Origin of the sequence: Paenibacillus sp. JNUCC32 (assembly GCF_014863545.1) — a bacterium.
Lineage (GTDB): Bacteria > Bacillota > Bacilli > Paenibacillales > Paenibacillaceae > Paenibacillus_AQ > Paenibacillus_AQ lautus_A.
The window spans coordinates 5,268,537-5,289,045 of sequence record NZ_CP062260.1; the positions used below are offsets into that span (position 1 = coordinate 5,268,537).

At 55.1% G+C, this 20,509-nt stretch carries 8 protein-coding genes; 4 read left to right on the plus strand and 4 right to left on the minus strand.

Features of this window, described 5'->3' with window-relative positions; genetic code table 11:
- Positions 1–126: 126 nt before the first annotated feature.
- Positions 127–969: a MurR/RpiR family transcriptional regulator gene (locus JNUCC32_RS23335; protein WP_192569995.1), complete on the minus strand. Its 843-nt coding sequence runs from the start codon at positions 967–969 to the stop codon at positions 127–129.
- A gap of 198 nt (positions 970–1,167) precedes the next feature.
- Here JNUCC32_RS23335 and JNUCC32_RS23340 point away from each other — a divergent pair, with 198 nt between their 5' ends.
- From JNUCC32_RS23340 to JNUCC32_RS23355, 4 genes are read left to right on the plus strand one after another with little or no spacing between them, the layout of a single operon-like run.
- Positions 1,168–2,058, plus strand: a complete 891-nt coding sequence (locus tag JNUCC32_RS23340; RefSeq protein ID WP_192569996.1) for a DUF8171 family membrane protein — start codon at positions 1,168–1,170, stop codon at positions 2,056–2,058.
- Positions 2,051–4,009, plus strand: coding sequence for an ABC transporter ATP-binding protein (locus JNUCC32_RS23345; protein WP_192569997.1), 1,959 nt, complete (start codon positions 2,051–2,053; stop codon positions 4,007–4,009). Before JNUCC32_RS23340 ends, JNUCC32_RS23345 begins: the two co-directional genes overlap by 8 nt.
- Positions 3,984–4,793, plus strand: coding sequence for an energy-coupling factor transporter transmembrane component T family protein (locus JNUCC32_RS23350; RefSeq protein WP_192569998.1), 810 nt, complete (start codon positions 3,984–3,986; stop codon positions 4,791–4,793). The genes JNUCC32_RS23345 and JNUCC32_RS23350 overlap by 26 nt, the downstream gene beginning before the upstream one ends.
- A 37-nt stretch (positions 4,794–4,830) precedes the next feature.
- Positions 4,831–5,607, plus strand: coding sequence for a PHP domain-containing protein (locus JNUCC32_RS23355; RefSeq protein ID WP_192569999.1), 777 nt, complete (start codon positions 4,831–4,833; stop codon positions 5,605–5,607).
- 215 nt (positions 5,608–5,822) lie between these two features.
- On the opposite strand, the gene JNUCC32_RS23360 is transcribed toward JNUCC32_RS23355, so the two are convergent.
- The 3 genes from JNUCC32_RS23360 to JNUCC32_RS23370 form a co-directional block, all read right to left on the minus strand.
- On the minus strand, positions 5,823–13,406 hold the full coding sequence (locus tag JNUCC32_RS23360) for a pullulanase (RefSeq protein ID WP_192570000.1): 7,584 nt from the start codon (positions 13,404–13,406) through the stop codon (positions 5,823–5,825).
- A gap of 433 nt (positions 13,407–13,839) precedes the next feature.
- On the minus strand, positions 13,840–16,527 hold the full coding sequence (locus JNUCC32_RS23365; protein ID WP_192570001.1) for a family 78 glycoside hydrolase catalytic domain: 2,688 nt from the start codon (positions 16,525–16,527) through the stop codon (positions 13,840–13,842).
- A gap of 48 nt (positions 16,528–16,575) precedes the next feature.
- On the minus strand, positions 16,576–20,409 hold the full coding sequence (locus tag JNUCC32_RS23370; RefSeq protein ID WP_192570002.1) for a DUF5722 domain-containing protein: 3,834 nt from the start codon (positions 20,407–20,409) through the stop codon (positions 16,576–16,578).
- Positions 20,410–20,509 lie beyond the last annotated feature (100 nt).

Below are 20,509 nucleotides of genomic sequence, written 5' to 3' on the forward strand. Positions count from 1 at the left end.
GTAGGGTAACTATATCAAAATTACATAAATAATCCAATGGTTCTGCGACAAAAGACACAAAAAAAGTCCTTCAGGGCTCGCCTGAACGACTTCTATTAGGGATGGCCTCCCGGGGACTATAAACCTTCAAGCTTTGCCTCTGGGCAGCTTATCCGCATATCGGGCCCGCAACTCGCCCAAGTAATCCAGCTTGCCGAGCACCTTCTCTTTATTCAGCATGCCCATGCTCAGAATGAGCTGCTCGATCAGCAGCAATGGCGTCACCATGGAATGAAATTCGCCCATATCCCCCCGACTGACAAAAAAGGAGATCTGCGCGGGCGTTCCATACCGGAAGTCCTCCCGGTCCGTGATCATGATCGCCGCATTCTGCACGCGGCTTACGCAGTCCAGGATGACCTCCGTTTCCGGGAGCATCCGGGTGAAGCTGAAGAGCAGTACGACATCTTCTCTTTCTACATGCGCGAGCGATTCCAGCAGTTCATGACCGCTGCCGGACATGATTCGCACCGACATGCCAAACCGGGATAAACGGTACGATAACAGCTCGCCCAGCGAGAGGGACGGACCAGGCGCATGCACATACACGCGTCTTGCCGAGGCCATTAGACGGGCTGCCTCCTCCAGCTCGTCCGGGCGGTTCTTCTCCATCGTGTCTTGCAGATGATGCTTCGCCTGTTCCAGCATTTTCGCGGGCAGACTGGACGCGTCCAGCCGGGATATCGTTTTTTCCAGCTTTACGGCAGGCGTCGTATCCGAGGATTCCCGCAGCTTCAGCTTGAACGCCTTGGCATTCTCGTGCCCGACGGCACGCCAAAACCGGGAAACGGTCGCAATGCTGGTGCCAAGCCTGTCGGCGATTTCCTGCTCGGTCATGAACAGCATCTCCTCGGGATTACGTTCGATAAAATCGGCGATTTTGAGCTGGCTCGGCGACAGCCCGGATGTATCGGGAAACCAATTCTTCAATGATGCTGCACTCCTTCTGCAATGAAATCATCGTAATTGAGCATGAGTTCATCATACGCCGTGATTGTTATGTAAATTTTATTTCATGATTATATTTTTGTAAAAAATATTACAATGCGTTGACATAGTACTCCGTTCATTTTAATAATCGCCTCCTATACTGATAGCAAATCCCATTCCCAAGGAGGCTTCTCTCTAATGGCAAGCAATTCACGGGTCTATACCCTGACCTCTTCGCAGAAAATGATGATTTTCGTGCTGTCCATGTCGCTGTACGGCCTGTCCAACATGTTCACCGAGCTCATTCCCGCGTTTCGCCTGGGTCCGATCGAGCTTTCGGTCGAATATTTCGCGTTCATTCCCCTAACCCTCTGCATGCTGTTTCATCCTTTTTATGCTGCTGTAGGGGCTGCGCTCGGCGAGGTTATCTTCGGTGAACTGATGCTCGGGCAATTCGGCGGTCTCGGAGAGCTGGAGAAGTTTCTTACCTTTTCCTTCGCCATGTACGTTGCCGGCCGTCTGGTCAAAAACCCCCTCAGCCGCGCTCAGGTCGGCATCGCTGCCATGTCGGGCGTCATCATCCACCAGCTGTGCAGCTCTCTGGTGGATATCGGCAAGGTCTGGATCGGCGTCGAGGAATTCGAAGCCGTGCCCGGGCTTGCACAAAGCGTGGTCCTTGTCGAAGGCATCGGTTTCCTGAACGATGTGCTGTTCTCCGGCATTCTGTTCGCTCTTCTGCCTACATTATATCTGGTTCCAAGATTGTATGGAAAAATCGAGCCGCTGCTCGGCATCAAACCCCGCCAGAAGCTTACCCAATACGAAGCCGCCGGCATCGTCTCGCCCAAGCTGGTCCTGGCTGGAATCGTTTTGGCACTGATTGCCTTCGGAGCGGAATCCCTTTCGGAAACGGACTGGAACCTCGGCGAGTGGGACAGCGGATTTGCAGACCGGTTCGGCATCGGCGCGATCTGGATCAGCATCGGTGCAGCCGCCATCGTGGCCGTTGCCGTACTGGCTTTCATGCGGGCCAGAAGAAACCGCGGCCTTCAGGAAGAGAAAATGCCGGAGAACCCGCCTTATGCCTAATCCGTTCGTTCATGACCATCCGGCCATCCGAATCGCAGGCGTCACCTTTGCCTATCCCGGTTCGGAGCAGCCTGTGCTGAAGGAAGCTTCCCTTCATATTCGCCGCGGCAGCTTTACGGCGATCATCGGAGGGAACGGCTGCGGCAAATCCACGCTCTGCAAGCTGTTCAACGGATTGATTCCCCACTATTATTCAGGCGATTTCACCGGTACCGTCGAAATCTGCGGGGTTTCCGCCGAGAATCGGACAGTCTCCGAGCTATCGCGCATGGTGGGGTATGTCTATCAGGATTTTGATAACCAGCTGGTCCGCCCCACCGTCATGGATGAAGCCCATTTCGCTCCGCTCAATTACGGGCTTTCGGACTACCGGACCATGGGCGCCAGGGCACTCGATATGTGCGGATTAACCCATCTGAAGGACCGTTATATATGGGAACTGAGCGGAGGGCAGAAACATCTGCTGGCCTTGGCGGGAGCCCTCTCGCTGGAACCGGACATTCTCGTGGTGGATGAGCCGGTATCCCAGCTCGATCCCCAGCACGCCAGGCAAGTGTATGATGTGCTCCGCCAATTGAATCAGGTCCATGGAAAGACCGTTATCGTGATTGAGCATCATGCGGAGTTTATTGCCGACTACTGCGAGGAAGTGTGCCTGATGGAGAAGGGGAAGGTGCTGTGGCAGCGCCCGGTCATTGAAGCGCTGAACAGCCTTGATGATCTGGAGCGGCTGGGCATCCAGCCGCCCCAGGTGACCAAAGCCGCGGTACAGCTGTCTGCGATTCTGCTGAAGGGCGGCATGGCCTCCGGCAGTCCGCAGGATGGGCACTCGATAACGGACGTCTCCGGCTCTCATCCTATGGGATTGTCCGGAAATCAGCTGAAGCAGCCTTACCCTATTACGGCTGAGGAAGCAGAAGTCTATTTTGGAGAGCTTCTGCACAGACACGCGGATACCCTGTCGCTGCTTGATCATCCAACAACCGACGCAAGAGCTGATGATGCTTCATCTGCTGACTCAACCGCGAAGGACCCAGATTCCGACCAGCACCGCATCCAGCAGGGCGATGAATCAGAACGGCAAGGGGAGCATGGTGCGCTGGTGGAGTTCCACCATGCCGTACTCCGCTACCGAACGATTCATAAAACGGAGCACGAGGTTCTTCGAGGCATTGATCTTCGCCTGTATGAAGGCGAACGCATCGCGCTTGTCGGCAACAACGGCGCGGGCAAATCGTCGCTTCTGAAGCTGATCGCCGGCATCGCCAAGCCTTCCGGCGGCTCTGTCTCAATCATGGGCAGGAATACCAAAGATGTATCGATGGAGCAAATATCCGCTAACGTGGCTTACGTCTTCCAGAATCCCGAGGATATGTTCATTGAAGACAATGTGTATCAAGAAGTGGCTTACGGCTTGAAGAGCCGCCGTCACCCGGAAGCCGAGGATAGGGTTCATCGCATGCTGACCCATTTCCGGCTTCAGCCTCTCAAGGAACGGGATGCCCGTCTCCTCAGCGGTGGTCAGCAGCGCCGCGTATCCCTGGCAATTGGAGCTGCCATGACGCCCCAGCTGATTCTGCTGGATGAGCCGACGGCCAATCTGGACATGTCCACTCGCGAAGAGCTTTTGGATACGCTGCAGGAGCTGGAGGACCATGTCCGTACCGTTGTCATCGCCACCCATGATATGCAGCTGGTTCACGAATGGGCGACCAGAGTGATCGTCTTGAATCAAGGCGTCGTGGCCGGCGACGGCACCGTCTCCGAGATTTTCAGGGATTCGGAGCTTATTTCCCGGGCCGGCCTCGCACCGACCCAGATGATGGATTTATCTATAAGGCTGGGTGTCGTATCCGCGACCAGCTCGCCGGACGAGTTTGCCCGCCATATATACGGCATTCTAAGCGGAAAGGAGATTCACTGCCATGCAGCTAGTCCGCAACTGGTTTAACAAGATGTCGATTGAACGGATTCAACTCGAGTTGATGAATACCGCCTACGGGAGCGGCCATGCCGCCCTTTCCCGGCTCGATCCCCGATGCATGCTGATCTGGTACCTGTTCTTTGCTATAGCGCCCTGGTTTATTTCAAGCATGACCGTGCTGGCCGGATTGTTTCTCATGATGGTGGTCACCACCATTCTGTCGCGGGTTACACCGTTTATTATCGTCGTACTTTGCTTGGGCCTGATCGGCCAGGTCGGCTGGCTGTTCGTGGTGTCCCTCTTTTTCGGCGGGGACGTCAGCTCGGCGCTTCCGCTGCTGAAACTCACTTTAAAGCTGTCGGTTGTATCGCTTGCGAGCATTACGGTGTTCTCCGGCATGGATCCCGAGAAAATCAGCGACGGCCTGCTTGCGCTCGGCATGCCTGCCGCCTTCTCGTTCAGCTTGTCGTACGGCTATCGGATACTCCCCGTATTGTTCGAAGAATTTCGCCATGTGCTGCTTTCTTACCGGCTTCGGGGAAAAGCGCCGGAACATCCCGGTTTTCTCTACTGGCGGCTCGCGTCCTATTACATGAAGCTGCTGATGCTATCCTTTTTCCCTTTGATGCTGGCCACCGCCAAGCGTTCCCGCACGACGGTAGAAGCGCTGGAGACCCGCGGGTTCTCCTACGGCATGAAGAATCCGGATGCCAAGAAGCTGAAGCTGTCCCACCTGACCCTGTCGGCGCGGGATGTGGTGTTCCTGATCGGAACGGCAGCATATACCGCATTATTGTTCTGGTTCGGCTAACCTTAAAATTACTGACTTCGACAAGGAGTGTTCGAATATGAAAATTGATCTCCATACCCACGCCAAATTGTCCAAAGCGTCCGATTTCTCTAAAAATTATTATGAGGAGATGATCCGGGAGGCGCTGGACAACGGACTTGATGCGCTCGCTTTGACCGAGCATTTTAACACGCGCCATTTTGACGAGGTGTACCGGCAGCTTGACTGCATGTTTCCCTATAATGGCGAATACTACGATGCAGGCGGATTGAAGATCTTTCCGGGGATGGAAGTGGACATCCGGGAAACCGGACACATTCTGCTGATCGGCCGGAAGGAGTTCATTCTGGAAACCCGCCGTCGCCTGGACGGGTATACGGAGAAGGGCGCCTTCATCCCTTTCGATGATCTGATGGACTTGGCCGAAGGCTTCCCGCTGCTCAAGATCGGAGCCCATCCGTTCCGGGAGAACACGCCGCTCCACCATCTCACGCGCAGCCAGTTGAGCCGCCTAGACGCCTTTGATCTCAATGCCAAGGATATGTACCAATACGGCAGCGAAGCCAATCAAGATCAGGTTCAACGTTTCGCCGCCGATCTCGGCAAACCTGTTACGGCGGGAAGCGATACGCATCAATGCCTCCAATTCGGAAGCGTCTATAACGAGCTGCAAATGCCTTGCGAATCCGCCGCCGAGCTTAAGGATGCCATTATGCAAGGCGCTTACCAGCTTCATGTCTCGGACAGCCTGCCTGTTAAGGTCAAAGCATCCGTCATGCTGAAAAAGCTCATGAAGGAGATCATCCGGCTCCAGTCCCCCTCAGCCGTCATCTAGCTAGTGAAACGTGAACTACGCCAAAGTTCGATAGGCCCCCCCGCCGTGTATTCATTTACATTCATGTACGAAAAAGAAGCCTGGACATGTATCCATGTCCAGGCTTCTTGCGTTTCCGAAAGATTGTTTCATTGCGACTCGACCCATGTCATTCCCGTCCGAACCTGCTCTCTAACCCCATTCCAGCGTTGCACGAATCGGCAGGATGGGCGGAATTACTGCAGTCGATCCAACAGATTTAGCATCGCTTGCGCGCTTTCCGCACGGGTGGTCTTGGCTTGAGGCGTAAACATGCCATTGGCATGCCCCTTCATCAAGCCAAGGGCCAAGGCTTCATTCACCTCTTGGCGTGCCCATGAAGAAATTTGCTGCTTATCTTTCAGGTCCGGTGCTTCCTCTAAAGAGGAAGCGTCCCCCTTGGTCTGGTAAGCACGATAAAGCATCACGGCCAGCTCCTCGCGGGTGATGGCCGCGTTCGGCGCGAACGTCTCCTTGCCTCTGCCGTTCACCAGCCCGTGCTGGGAAGCCGCCGCAACCGCCGAAGCATACCATGCATCGCCGTCCACATCCGTGAAGGTCGTGTCTTGGGTGCTTTCAAGGCCCAGGGCACGAACGAGCATCGCGGCGAACTGCGCGCGCGTCAGCGGCTGATGCGGACTGAATTTCGTATCGCTGGTCCCATTCACAATATGCTTGGCTGTCAACTCTTTTACCGCTTGCTCCGCCCAATGGCCGGCAAGGTCGGCAAACGATTTGTCGTATTCCAGCACGGCATAGTAGCTCAATTGACTGACTTCAGCCGTCAGCTGCCCGTTTACCGGCTTGCCGCCGGCATATTTCAATGGTCCCCATTCCGAAATGCCGTAGATGCCGGCCAGCTCGCCGTGAATGGCGCTGTCGACGGGAAAGGCAATCGTTACAGGTGCTATGAAATGCTCCAGCTTATATGCCTTGCCGTCTTTCGTACGGACGTTAAGATCTAATTCGTACATCTTGCTGCCCTGCTTCAGTTTAGCCTTCCCGGCAGCAGCTGCTTTGGCTACGAGAGAGGCGGCTGTCTGCGATCCAACCTCCTTCAGCTTAAACGAGATGACCGCATCCTTAGCCTGCTCGGCCGGTACGAGCTGGCGCAGCGCTTTGAGCAGCGCCGACGGAAGCTGTACCGTCACGCCGTCCTGCTTCATCTCCAGCGGCTTCGCCCCCAGAATATCCCCTGCCGTCAGCGGCAGGAGAACTTCGATATCCTCGGCACCGAGCTGAATCGTCACTTTCTCTTGCCCACCGCGCAGCGATTCTTCGTTAACGATCCGCTGACCCTGATTTGGTTTCGTTCCCGGATCGGTAGACGGATTGCCGCCTGCTCCTCCGCTTCCGTTTCCACTGCCGGGGTTGCTGCCGTTGCCGCCGCCTTCAGTTGGCACTGCAGCCAGAATGACGGTACCGCCATCCGACATGGCAGGGAGCGTCAGCGTCACTTTCTGATCGGCCGTTACGTTATACACGCTGCCGCCGTACAAGTCCTTCGCCTTGCTGCCCGCCTTAAACGGCACAGGCAGGACGACTTCTTTCGGTTCGTTCTTCACATGAATCGCGGTAACGATATGCTCTCCGTTATACTGCTTGTCGAATGCGATATAACCATCGGCATTCGAAGCCGCAATGGATGTGCGCGTTCCTTTTGAAAATACTTTCGAGTTTGCCGCTCGAATGTTCAAGAGCTTCTGGTAATGCGTGAGCAGCTTCTTCTCGGCCTCCAGTTGGTCCCATGGCATATCGCCGCGGTTCTCGGAAAATTCGCCGTTTTCCATTTTACCGGCATTCTTGCCGGAGCGCCCAAGCTCTTCGCCATAATAGATGACCGGCTGGCCTTTGGATGTAATCTGCAGCGCTGCGGCCGCCATCAGCTTTGCCTTGTCGCCATCCACGTAGTGGGACAGGAAGCCATCCTCGTCATGACTGCTTAGGAATTGCCCCATCATTCGGGTGTTATCCAGCTTCGATTCGCGGTCAGCCAGGTAGGCCTCAACCGATTCCACGCTGCCGTTCACGAATTCCTTGGCCTTTCCTTTGAAGCCGAAGTCCAGCAAGCTGTCCATCTGGCCGCTCTGAAGCGTTCCGCCATCGCTGTCAACCGTGGCTCCGAAATATTCGCCAATCATTTTGAAGCTCGGATCGAGGTGGGTCAGCGCATTTTTGAACGTCTTCCATGTCGTTTCATCCACGTGCTTCACCGTATCCACGCGGAAGTAGTCGATCGTGTCCCCGCGGTCGGTTTTGGCACGCTCCAGCCAGCTTGCCTGCCAATCGATGATCTGCTGGCGAACAGCCGGATTCTCCGTTATGAAATCAGGAAGCCCCGCTAATTCGCCTTTGATCGGGTCCGTATCGGCCGACAGACCGTCTGTACGGAGCATATCTTTGAACCGGTCCTTATCTTCCTGCGTGATACCGGGCGCACTGTCTCCCGGCTTCAGGCCATATCCCGTATGGTTGACCACGACGTCCACCATAATTTTGATGCCCCGGTCATGCGCCTTATCGATTAGCTCCTTAAAAGTATCCAGATCGCCCAAATGTTCATCGATCTTCGTAAAATCTTTGGCCCAATAGCCGTGATACGCATATTGCTTGCCGCCGAAGCCTGCACCCTGATTGAAATCGATGTTATCCACAATCGGCGTGATCCACAGCGTATTCACGCCCAGATCCTCGATGTAATCGAGTTTATCGATCAGTCCTCTGAAATCCCCGCCATGATAGGCTTCCGGGTGATCCTTGTCAACATTTGCATTGTTGGAAGCATCCCCATCCATGAAACGGTCGGTCAGCACAAAATAAATGCGCGCCTCGTCCCAATCGAAATCGAGTTTGCCGCCTGCGATTCTTGGCTTCACCGTTACCGCGGCTTCTCCGGTATGCCTATTGCCGTATTGGTCGACTAGCGTGATTCCAATTTTCTTGCTGCCGGCCGTGACCGTATCCTTTACGGCAATGCTGTGCTCCAGCAGCTCGGTATCAACCTTCGCTCGGGTCGGTCCTCCCAGTTCCGTCAGGTCGACGAACGCCTCCTTGTAAGCAACGGGCTCCGAAGAGGTTACATTCAATTTTAGCACCGCATTTTCATCATAAGAGATGGAACCAGGGGTTACCTTCGCCCCGATGGTCACGGTCGGATCGCGGTAAACCACCTGCGACTTTCCGTTCACCGTGTTTTTCGGATCGGTGACCTCCTTCGTGGTTCCGTTATGATTGACGATGAACGTGTATTCGTACGTTCCGGGAGCAACGCCCTTAAGCGTATAACTGAACCATTCCTTGTCAGGAACGTAGACCATCGTTTCCAGCTTCCCGTTAATCTTCACTTTCACGTCAGAGATGCTATCCATCCGGCCGTCCCTGAACAATTGATCGTCCCGATAATGGAACGTAATGTTACCGCCTTCAAGCGTCGGCCCCGTAATGCTCGGCAAAATCTCCAGCTCATGCACCATGCTGGTCACATTCACCTTCGTGAAGGCCTCGCCTAGCTGAAGCGGAATGATCCGGTCATCCGGGATATCCTGCTTGGCCGTATCCCAATTCGTTCCTTTGCGCAGAACGAAACCAACGCCTGTTGTTTCGGGTGCCACCTCAATCTGTACGGTAGCCACGCCATTCTCTATCTTTTCAAAGTCGATCTGATCGTTCTTTACCCCCGTATTCCAAACCCACAAATTCCAATCCGCATAATCCTGATCCGGCCGAATGTAGTTAAGCTGCACATACCGTTTATTGTCCACTTCATCGGCTGTAACGGTTACGGTAATCTCTTTCTGGAACCCCCGATAGGAAACGGTTATGACCGCCGTTCCTTCCGAGACTCCCTTCACCACGCCTGCGGCCGTTACCGATGCCACCTGCGGGTTTCTGGATGCATAAGCCGCTTGTTTCGTTACGGCTCGTTTGCTGCCGTCCTCGTATTCAGCGTATACCGCGGTTTGATGCGTCTTACCGGTCTGCAAAGAGTAACTTTCTTGATCTACCGATATCGCGCGGAGTACGGCCGCCGCGGCGTCCGTCTTGATCACAACGGCCGTCAGAGGCTCAAGCGTGATCGAGCCGGAGGTTAACTTGAAGCCGGACTTCGCTTTGACGCTGGTCGTGCCGGCTTCATCGTTATCGACCACCACCGTGCCGGAGCTCAGATCCTCGTTAAGCGTCAACGTTCTCGACACGTTATCCGCATTAACGAACACATAATAATGTCCGGTTCCGTCCGTCGCTTTATTCTTATAAGCAATGACCAGATCCTGCGCCTTTACTTCGGGAATCTGCAGCAGCGTTACGTTCGAATTCACCATCGACTGATCGCCGAGACGGAAAGCGTCGGACGATTTTCTTAACTCGATCAGTCCGGTCGTATATTCACGCGTCTTGTTATTCTCCGGATATTTGGCTTCATCCGTCGCTTTCTCCCAATCGAACATGTTGATGGCATCGGAGGAGTCGTAGGAATCATGGATGAAATAACCGAAGCGGTTTCCTGCCTCGTCCTCTAATTCATGGTATTTCTGCTCGGGAACCCCTGGGCCCAGCCATTGCTTGGTCCGCCCGTACTCCTGTCCTGCATGGAGGAAAGCCGTTCCTTGCGAGGTCAAGGTGAGCAGGTTGCCCAGGCGAATGCGCTTATGGATCTCCAGATCATTCGCCGCAACCGACGGGTCCTTTTTGATGGACTGCGCAATAATGTCGTACAGCGGCAGATTGTCATGGGCTTCGATGTATTGAACCATGTCACCCGGATCGTCTTCCTTCGTGTTGCTCGGCTGCGCCTTAATATTGTCGAAAATGGTTTGGATGTCGCGCGCGCCGCCTGTAATGAATCGAGGCTCGCCTTCATTGCCGAAGCCGGATTTCAGCTCGTTGCGGAACTCATCGGAGAAAACGCCGACGTCGTCCGTTTTATCCATCCAATTCTGGTCCGCGCCCTTGCCTGCCAGGGAGGGATCCGACAGATGACCGCCGAACGTGACCCAGCCCTCGCCGATAAACAGCGCTTTCGGGTTGATGGCTGCAGCGGCATCATAGGCGTTCTGCACGGCTTCATAGGTGGCGTCGCCCATCATGTCCCAGCGCATGCCGTCGATTTTGTATTCGTCGAACCAGTATTTCACGGAGTCCACCATCAGCTTCTCGGCCATCTTGCGGTTGGTCGCCAGATTGTTGCCGAAGCCGCCGATGAAATTGCCGTTGGCATCCTGGAATGCATAATAGTTCGGCACGATATCATTCAAGAAATCGGCCTTGGCCATATGGGTGTAGACCACGTCCAATACGACGCCCATGTCCGCCTCGTGAATGGCGTTGATCATCGCCTTCAATTCTTTGATGCGAAGCTCGGGATCCGTAGGATCCTCGGAGTAAGCACCGTCAGGGGAGAAATAGCTGTGCGGGTCATACCCCCAGTTGTACTCATTGTCTTTGGCCGAATAATCCAGCTCCCTGTTCTTCATGGCCGCTTCGTCACCGTAATACCAAGCCATCACGGGCAGCAGCTGAACATGGGTGACGCCCAGGGACTTGATGTATTCGAGCTTCTCTTTGAACGCGTCGTAGGATCCCCAAGTCGCGTTATGCAGGTCGTTCTCAATCGTCGGATCCGACGTGAAATCCCGGACGTGAATCTCCCAGATGATGGCGTCTTCCCGCTGCTCGTAGCCCGGAATGTCCGCAAAATCCAAGCCGGCGGGATCCGTTTGACTCAAATCGACGATTGCGGCTTTGCCGACGGCATCGCCGTCCGGTCCAACTTCGCCCTTGGTGTTCACTCTGAATTGCGCCATGGATTTGGCATATGGATCCAGCACGGTTTTCGTCACGCCGTTGTTGGTCACTTCGTATTGATAAAAATATCCTCTAAAATCTTGGATGCCGAGGTCTCCCGGCTTCAACCGAACCGACCATACCCCTTTATCACCCTTTTGGAGAGCGGCATTGCCGATAAACTGCGTGGCATCATCCTTGCTGTACACCTTTGCGGTGACTTCGGTCGCCGTCGGTGCCCACAGCTTAAGCTCGGCTCCTCCAGCCTGATAACTCGCCCCGAGGTCATCGCCGTCGTAAGCGTACATCTCATCCAGCATTCTCCAGCCGGTGGAGGCGGATACGGTTTTTCCGGCGTAGGTTACGCTTAACGGTATTTGATCCAGCTGAAATGATGCCGATACTTCGATGGTCGTGTTTCCGGTAATCTTCACGTTTTGAATGGCAGCCGGATGGCCGTCCTTATTCTTAATCTGCAGCTCATTCTTCAGCGTATCCGCTTCCAAACCATCGGTCATGGTAAATCCGAGCTGGAGCTTTCCGGGAGCCAATACCTCGGCCGAGACCAACCCGGTAGGCACTTCCCCATACGGAGATGTGTAGACGGTGTTGTCGCCTTCTTGAATGAACAAATGCTGGTATCGGTCTACCAGGGTGAAGCCTTTGTCGCCTCCGTCTTTGCCGGCGTCTCCTTTGGCCGGATCCAGCACGAGGAAGTTAATCTTCTGGGCCCCCGGCTTCATTGGAATGTCCACATAAGCGCCATATCGGTCGGTTTGGCCTGAAGGGAACATGGTAGCCCCCGTCGGCCAGTCTTTCGAAGGCGCAGCGACATCGTCGCCCCATAACCATAAACCGTACGGATCATAGTTCTGATCCTGCCGTTGATAGTGGATGCGCACGGTATCCGCCGGCAGGTCAACAGGCTCAAAGCTGTATACCGTATCGGAACCTTCCTTGAGCCAGACTTCGTTCATGTCCGGCGAGGCTAGGGTGAATTTCTTGTCGCCGCCGTCTTTATTGCCGCTGATGCGATCGACAACGACGATGCCGACTTTTTGGGCGCCGTCCTTGAGCGGAATGTCGACGAAGGCCCCGTAGGCGTCCTGCTGCCCGCCAGGGAATGGCGTTGCTCCTGCCGGCCAATTGGCGGACGAGGATGCGACGTCATCGAATATCCACAGTCCGACGCTCCTGTAATTCGCGTCAGCCCGGTTGTAATGGACGCGCAGATGGTTAGCCGGCACCGGCGTTCCCGGATCGGCGGGTATCGTGAAATGAGCGGCAACGCCGTGATTGGCCGCATCGTAGCTGAACGTAACCTTAACGTCCTGCGGCAGCTGAAGCGCCTCCCGATTAGCGGGGTGAACCGGACTTGCCGCATCGCTGCCCAAAGCGATTTGGTACTCATGATCCCCTTCGTACACGTCGGCCGTCACCGTGTATACATGGTCATAATCGGAATCCTGCATGATTAATCTCGCATCCGCAGGCGACCAGTCGGCCGCTTCGCCGATGCCCGATTGGAAGCTGCCGATCACTCGGGGAAGCTTATCCGCCTCGATCGGAGCGTAGTATGTAGAATCCGCGATCCGGTGGGTCCCATGATTGTAATAAAAGGTAACCTGGGAATCTTGGGCGAGCTCTATGAGGATGTTGCCATCCTTGTTTGCTCCGCTCGGATTGGAATAATGGGCGGAGCCGTAATTCTCGTCCCACTTGCCGTCGATCGCGATCTTGTATTCGTACGATCCCGCGGGCAAGCTGCCGGTGAACCTGTATTCTCCGTTCCCCATATCGTTCATGGTAGTCGCGGCGGCAGCCGGATCCCAATCCCCGCTATGGCCTAATTCGGATTGCAGAGTCCCCACCAGCGTAACCTGGCTTGGCGCGCTATTGGCATCGGCCGTTGATGGCGGAATGCCGAGCATGGAGAAAATCAGCGAAACAATCATGATGATGGACCACGTTCGTTTGCTTGAAACCGTCATTCTCATGAAACAAATAACCTCCTTCTGTTCTTGGATTAGGTACAGCTGGTACGATGTTGATGCCAATCATTGCGCAAACGCTTGCATAAACAGGTTTGAGCTTCCATCAAATAAAGTACGACAATTACTTACAAGAGTTAGAGAATAAGTTCGAAATATAGAATGAAACAAAAACAGATGAAAGCGATTACAATGGAAACGTTTGCATCATTTATTGTAGTATTGAGGCTCCTTCTCGTCAACCACATTTTGACCTGTTTTCATCATGAATTTTGCGGCTCAAGCGGGTTTTCTCCAACAGCATCTAGCTCTAACAAATAAAGGGAATCAGCCATCCGGATGACTGATTCCCCTACTAAGTTTTACATGTATGGTATGGCCGTTGCCTGTAAATAGGCTTGGAATTGCTGAAGCTGGTCGGCCGCAAGCACAACGCTGCCTAATAGCGAACCGTTAACTCATAACGTCCGGACAGCAGCTCAAGTTCAAGCATGCTGTGGTCCAGTCCGCAGCGGACGATGCCGTCCGGCATGCAGCTTGAAGCTGCTCCTCCCCATATCTCAATACCATCGATCGAGAGACCGGTAATGGGGCGGGAGCTCGGTGAAGCCAATGCAGCGGTAGCGCTCATCGTGCAGGGCAGCTCAAGCCGCATCCGAATGCCGGCTTCGCTGACCCGCTCCCAGCGCACAGCGATCTTGCCTCTTAGGGTGGAAACGGAAGCCTCGGCAAAGTCCAGATCCGGCGCGAAAAAGGGGCGAATTCTTGCCGTCGCAAATCCGGGAGCTCCGCTCTGAATCCCGCAGACATACTCCTGCAGCAAGCGGGCGGGATAACCGTTCCATGCATGGCAATGGGACTCGATATCATCCCAGCCTTCCCACATGGTCTCGGCTCCTTGTGCAATCATGTAGCCCCACCCCGGATAATCCGGTTTACTCAGCAAATGGTAGGCCCGATCCTGCAATCCCTCCTCGAACAAAAGACGGAGCAGCGGGAGCGACAATACCGTCTTGCTCTCCCACGGTTTGCCTGCCACGGCCTTCAATGCAGCCTCCCGCTCCTTCTGCGGCAGCAGCCCTGCATATAATGCCAACGCATTAACGCCTTGGTGGGTGGCAGTCGATCCCGAGCTGTCATGCAGCAGCTTGCCGGAAGCATCGTACAGCCCATTCAGGACGCTGACTTGCAGCTTCTGGGCATGGGCAGCATACGCTGCACTGTCATCTGCCCGGTTCAGCAAGGCAGCGGCTTCGGACAGAATCCGCAACGCCTGCCATGCCTTGATCTGCTGCACGGTCAGATGTTCGCCTTCATGCTCAACCGTCGGGTAGGGCCAATCGCTAATATGCCATCCGCGGCCAACCGGAATCAGGCCTGTTGCCGGCGATATCAGCGATAGATAACCCTCGATCATGACCCGGAGCGGTTCATAATATCGCGAGAGCAGCTCCGTATCTCCGCTAAACTGGTAAAGCTTCCACAGCAAGGTCGCATAATGCAGGTCCCATTCCGGGATTTGAATGAAAAAGTCTGGATGCTCGTAGTTCGATGGGAACACAAAAGGGAAGGAGCCGTCTTCCAATTGGCCGTCCGCAAAGTCCTGCAGCGTCTTATCCAGCACCGGATAGGCATCGAAGTTATAGAGCAGCGTCTCGGCTTGGAGATCGGTATCCGCGAGATACTGCGCCTGTTCCCGATGCGGGCAATCGACCACTTGGCCCAGCACATTATTGCGCTGCGTCTGCAGGCAAACGTCGTACAGCTTGTTTAAGAAGTCAGACGAACACCGAAAATGCCCCGTACGTGCCATGGCCGTACCTGCTGAGCAAATTCGCAGCTGGCCTTCCTCAATCGGTTGCGGATAGCCGGTAACCTCCACATAACGAAAGGCTTTAAAGCTGAAATCCGGCTGCCAATATTCGATCCCCCCGCGTCCATGCATCGTATACAGGTCGTAATAATGATGCGAAGTCTCGTTGCACACTTGATGAACGACCCGCCCGCTGCCATCGAGCGTTTCGGCATACCGCAGCCGTACCGTGACGCCTGCCATACCGGGCAAGGCCAATTGCGACCAGCCCGATATGATTTTGCCAGCGTCGAATACCTGAATGAGCCCCTCCTCCCCGTTTACGAACGACGGCGCCGCTGCCACGGATGGAATGATGGACTCCAGCTCTTCCGCCTCGGGGAGCTGCTGCCAATGGAGTGACCATTGCTGTGCGGATGGATGAGCAAGAACAACCGAACTGCAGCGTTCCTCTCCAACATCGGGCTGCAGCCAGTTCGGTTCCAGAAGAGCCGCATCATAGTCCTCTATGGACGATAAGCGGCGATTCTGCTGATAAGGAGACCCGATGCGATGCGGAATCTGCCTTAAGGCCTGCCATGTCAGATCCAATACAACCATTTGCTCCGTCCCGTCCTCATGCTCCACGTGCAGCTGGAGCAGCATTCCCGGGACGCCGTTCACGTAATTCTGGCCGCTTCCGCCCAAATAATGAGCGGCAACGCCGATGCAGTTGGAACCGGTCGACAAGAGGGGGGCCACATCATAAGCCAAATAATATTTGCGGTGAGGCACCCCCGTCGGTGCGGGTGAACCATAGCCTCCAACCCGTTGTCCGTTGACGAACAATTGGAATACATGGTGGGCGGATACGAATATTTGGGCCCGCGCAACGGCTCCCCGGAGATCAAAGGATTTGCGGAAATAGGCAAAATCATTAAGCTTCATCTCCTCGGACCGCCATATCCATTCGGCACTCCAATCGCCGGGAAACAAGCCCGTATCCCAATATGCCGGTACGCTTTCGCTTTCCTTTCCCTGACGGTCCCAGACCGTAACCCGCCACCAGTAACGCGTATTGCTCTGTAGCGGCGGACCATCATACAGAAGGCTTAGGCTTTGGCCACTCCGCCTGCCGCTGTCCCACACCAAATCTTCGTCGTCCCTGTTAGAGAGACCCTCCGCGGAAAGGGACACCCACACCCTCACCCTGTAAGCCGCGCACGCCTCTCCGCGCCGATCGCTCTCCAGCAGCCAGGAAAAACGGGGAGAAGACACATCCAGCCCCAATGGATTCTCCAGACCATGCACAAGCGGTTTTTGTATCGTAAGCACGTTGCTTCTCCCCTTCCAGACTGTCTATCGGGCGTTAGAATCCATCCATCATGGATTCGATTGATCATGCGGCACGTTCACCTCGGTCACGGCCGCGGTTTCATTGCCGGCTTGATCCGTGACCGTATAAGTGATCGTGTAGATCCTGCCGGAGCCTGCACCCGATCTTGCCGCGCGCAAGCTGAATGAGGTATCCATCGTGCCCAGCTCCGCACCCTGAATATCCTCCGCTTGCAGCTCCTCATTACTTGTAATGGAGGACAGCACGACGGAACCGATATCCGAGCCCGAATCGCTGGCGTCAACGGAAGCCGTGACCTGGACCAGCTTCTGGTTAGGCGGCCACAACTTAACCGGATCCGCCGTTACGGTCGCCACGGGCGCGGTCTGGTCGATCTTCAAGGTCAACGACTTGATGGAACCCGGTTCCCCGGCTGGACTCATCGTCCGATAGTCCAGCCCATGAATCCCGTCCGTATTCATGATGATTTCGGAACCGTACGTCTGCCATTCTCCGTCATTCACGCGATACTGAATGCCGTAGCCGTCCGGCATGCCATTCGCTGCGCCGAGCTTCACGGTTACCGGGCTTCGGTACCAGCCGTCGTTGCCATCCGGCTGCTCCGGCGTCAAAGCGGCGGTAAGCTCTGCCGCCTCCATGCCGTCGGCCAAACCGATGCCGTCCACATGGAAATATCCTCCTTGCCAATGCACCCGGCTTGCCGGCACAAGCCCGATTTTAATTTTGGTAATCCGGTCCTTAAAGGCCCAATCCCCTAAGTTAACCGCCAGATTGCTCCACTGTTTCGGCGGAACATTCGCCTCTGCTTCCAGCACATGCTGATCGCTGTACACCTTTACCCGAACGGTATAGGATTCGGCCGCAGGCCCGTTCGAAGGATTGATGCCAAAGAACAGGTAGGGTTTGCCCTCGGCATTCAGCGGCTCGTCGAACCGCTTGGCGATGCCTTTGCTGTCGCCCAGCTGCTCTCTGGTCATCACCGTAGCTTTGAGCGTTTGACTGCCGGTCCAGATGAGGGAAGCATCGGTTTCGACGCCGGATACATACTCTGCATGGGTCCAGCCCTCATCGCCGTTCTCAAAATCAAACAGCATTTCCGCGCCCTCCAGCTGTTCCGGAGGAATGACAGTTGCTTGCCCCGTATCCGGTATCTCCCGCCGAGCAAGCATGCCGGCATCGAAGGATGGCGCGATATCCTGCCAGTCGGCGATGCCGATGATCGGCTTCGCGAATTCCGTCACCTCCAGCGAACGTTCCGTGTCGATATACTTAAAGACATCATACACCAGCTTGTGCTCCGCAGGGATGCTGGCGCCCCTGCTCGTATCCGGATCATGCGTCCACAATCCGAGATTCAAGCCGTACTCTTCGGCATGGTCCACATGCCGGTGCAGAATGAAGGAGTCGATGCCGTCCAGGAAGTCCGTAATGTAATAGGCATACGCATAAGCTGCCGCCTGCAGCTGCTGGCCTTCCGGCGAATTGTCGCCGCTGTGGAAGCCCTGCTCCGACAGGATAATCCGGCGCGCCTCATCGCCGTACATGAACTTCGGCTGCTTCATGTAATCAACGAGGACGTGCAGGTTTTTAAACGTGATTTTCGGCGTATCGAACTGCTCTAGCGACTGCGGCGCAACCCAGGCCCTCGGATCGAACAGGTTTTCCGGGTAAGGATGATAAGCGATATGCCACGGAATGTCGCCCGCTGCGGCGATCTCCGCCTGAAGCGTATCGATGATCGATCGGCCGTCGAACGAGCCGATCTGCGTGGACGGCAGCTGCTGATCCCAGTTATGCGTCAGTGAGATATACACTCTGGCGTTGCTGTAAAAGCTTTTTACGACGGTATTCGTTATTCTCACGGTCCGGGCATAGTCCTGAACGAATTCCCTGACCGTTTTATCGTTGCCCATATTGTACCAGGTCTCCCCGGCGTCCACCTCGTTGCCAACGATGTAATTGACGGCTCTGCCGTATTTCTCGTCCTCGCGCGAGTAGCGCTCCGCCAGGAAAGCGGTGATGGCTTTATAATACTTCGTCCCTAGCTCATCCGTCGTGTTAAATGCATAGACGATGCCTTCCGTGGCATCCGGATGGAGCAAATACCGGTTAGGCGTGGTATCGTCCATTCCCCCCTTATACAAGAGGAGGATCAGGGATACCGTCACTCCGTTATCGGACAAACTCTTGATGGAATTATCCCGCTCCTCGATCCAATCCTTCTTGAAGTAGAAGGTCTCCCCTTCGTAGGAATATTCGAACGTATTGGCCGGATTGACGGCCCCGTTCATGTACAGGGCGTTATTGTAATCCACGTTCAGTGCGGCATGGCTGATGCCGAGGTCCTCCGCATCGCCGACCATCTGCACCTGCAGCCCCTTCTTGCTCTTCGCCACTGGGAACGGATACGTATTCGGCGCAAGAATCTCGGGGTTGCTTACGTATTTAGCGCGATCTACGAGCTCCAGCGATCCGTCCGGAAGCATGGCCGCGACCGCAAATTTGGATTGCAGGCGGGTGCGTCCCTCTTCTCCTGCCAGATCCAGCTCAAACCTAAATTGTTCTTGAATCCCCTGTTCGGCAATCGGCTCTCGATTCGCCAGATCCCTTTCGGATTCATAGGGCTGCAGCTCAAACAATTGGAGCTCTCCGCCTTCATAAAGCTCCGCTTCCCCGGGCTTTAATGCGCCCTCGATCACGATCCGATCCCGGGAGGCCGCGATCTCATGCCTCGTAAGCTCCCCGGGGAAAACCTCGATCGGTGCCAGCTGTTTGAATCGGATCTGATCGATGCCGACCTCTCCCGTGCTTGCCCCTCCGTCGCTCAAGAACGTCAACCGGAACTGCTTCAGGCTGCCGCTCCACTCCGGATGCAGCGACAGATTAAATTCCTGTTCAACGGATTGGCTGTTATTCGCTTCGATGTCGAACACCTCCGACTTCGCTTCATCCCAATCGGGGCTTTCCTCCGTAATCCATTCGACCTTCACTTTGTTGAATGGCGACTCGTTCCTCCATTTGACGCTTAATGTATTGTAATGATCGATATCCTGGATGATCACCGGAGATTGCAATACGGGAGCGGCACCCGCCGGTGTCAATCGGAGCTCTCCGCCGGCTGCGTCCACCTCGGCGCCTTGGGCGGTAAACCCTTCCGTTTCCCCGTCCACGTTAAAATCCATGCCGATGGCGTTCGATCCGCTGAGATAATCGATCTGGTAATTGCCGCCCCAGAATTCGTATCCCGGATCGCCCGGCTTCAGTCCGCCGTGATCGAAGTTGAGCATGAACGCGAATTCGATCTTGGTGACGTGGTCCCGCTGGGCCCAATCCTTGACGGGCACCGCCACTTTACTCCAGCTGTTCGGATTGATTTGGGCAATGCTCTCATAGGAATCTTCGCCGCTGAACAGGGTAACCTTGATCAGATAGTCCTCCGTCTGCCACCCGTAGCAGTTGGCCGCAAACGTCAGATAGTTCACGCCCGACAAGTCGAGCGGCTGATCGAAATCCCTGGATACCGTTCTCCATTCATAAGCCTTGACTTCATCCGACCATACCTCGAGCACATGGCTTCCCTCATATGGAGAATTCGGGCCGTTGGCATAACGGTCGGCGTAGGTGACTTTTTCCGCCCCCGCTCCGCTGGTCCATTTTCCCGGCTGGTTTACCGCATCGGGCTCGTTAAAATCGTCAATGACAATCGAAGGCGTGTAACCCGTCACGTTCAGCACATGGGGTGATGCCTTTAAATCCGGATCATACGTGCCCGCAAACGCGATCCCGGCGGGATACGCTTGCAGGGTGAGCGCCAGCAGGACGGAATACAGCAGCAGCCTTTTAAACCCCTTCAACTTCATTACGCTTGTTCCTCCTCAAAATGGATTCTGTTGATACGATTACCGCAGTTCGACGCCATTCACCCCCTTTCCAAACCCCTATTCGCTCTTCTCCAAGCCG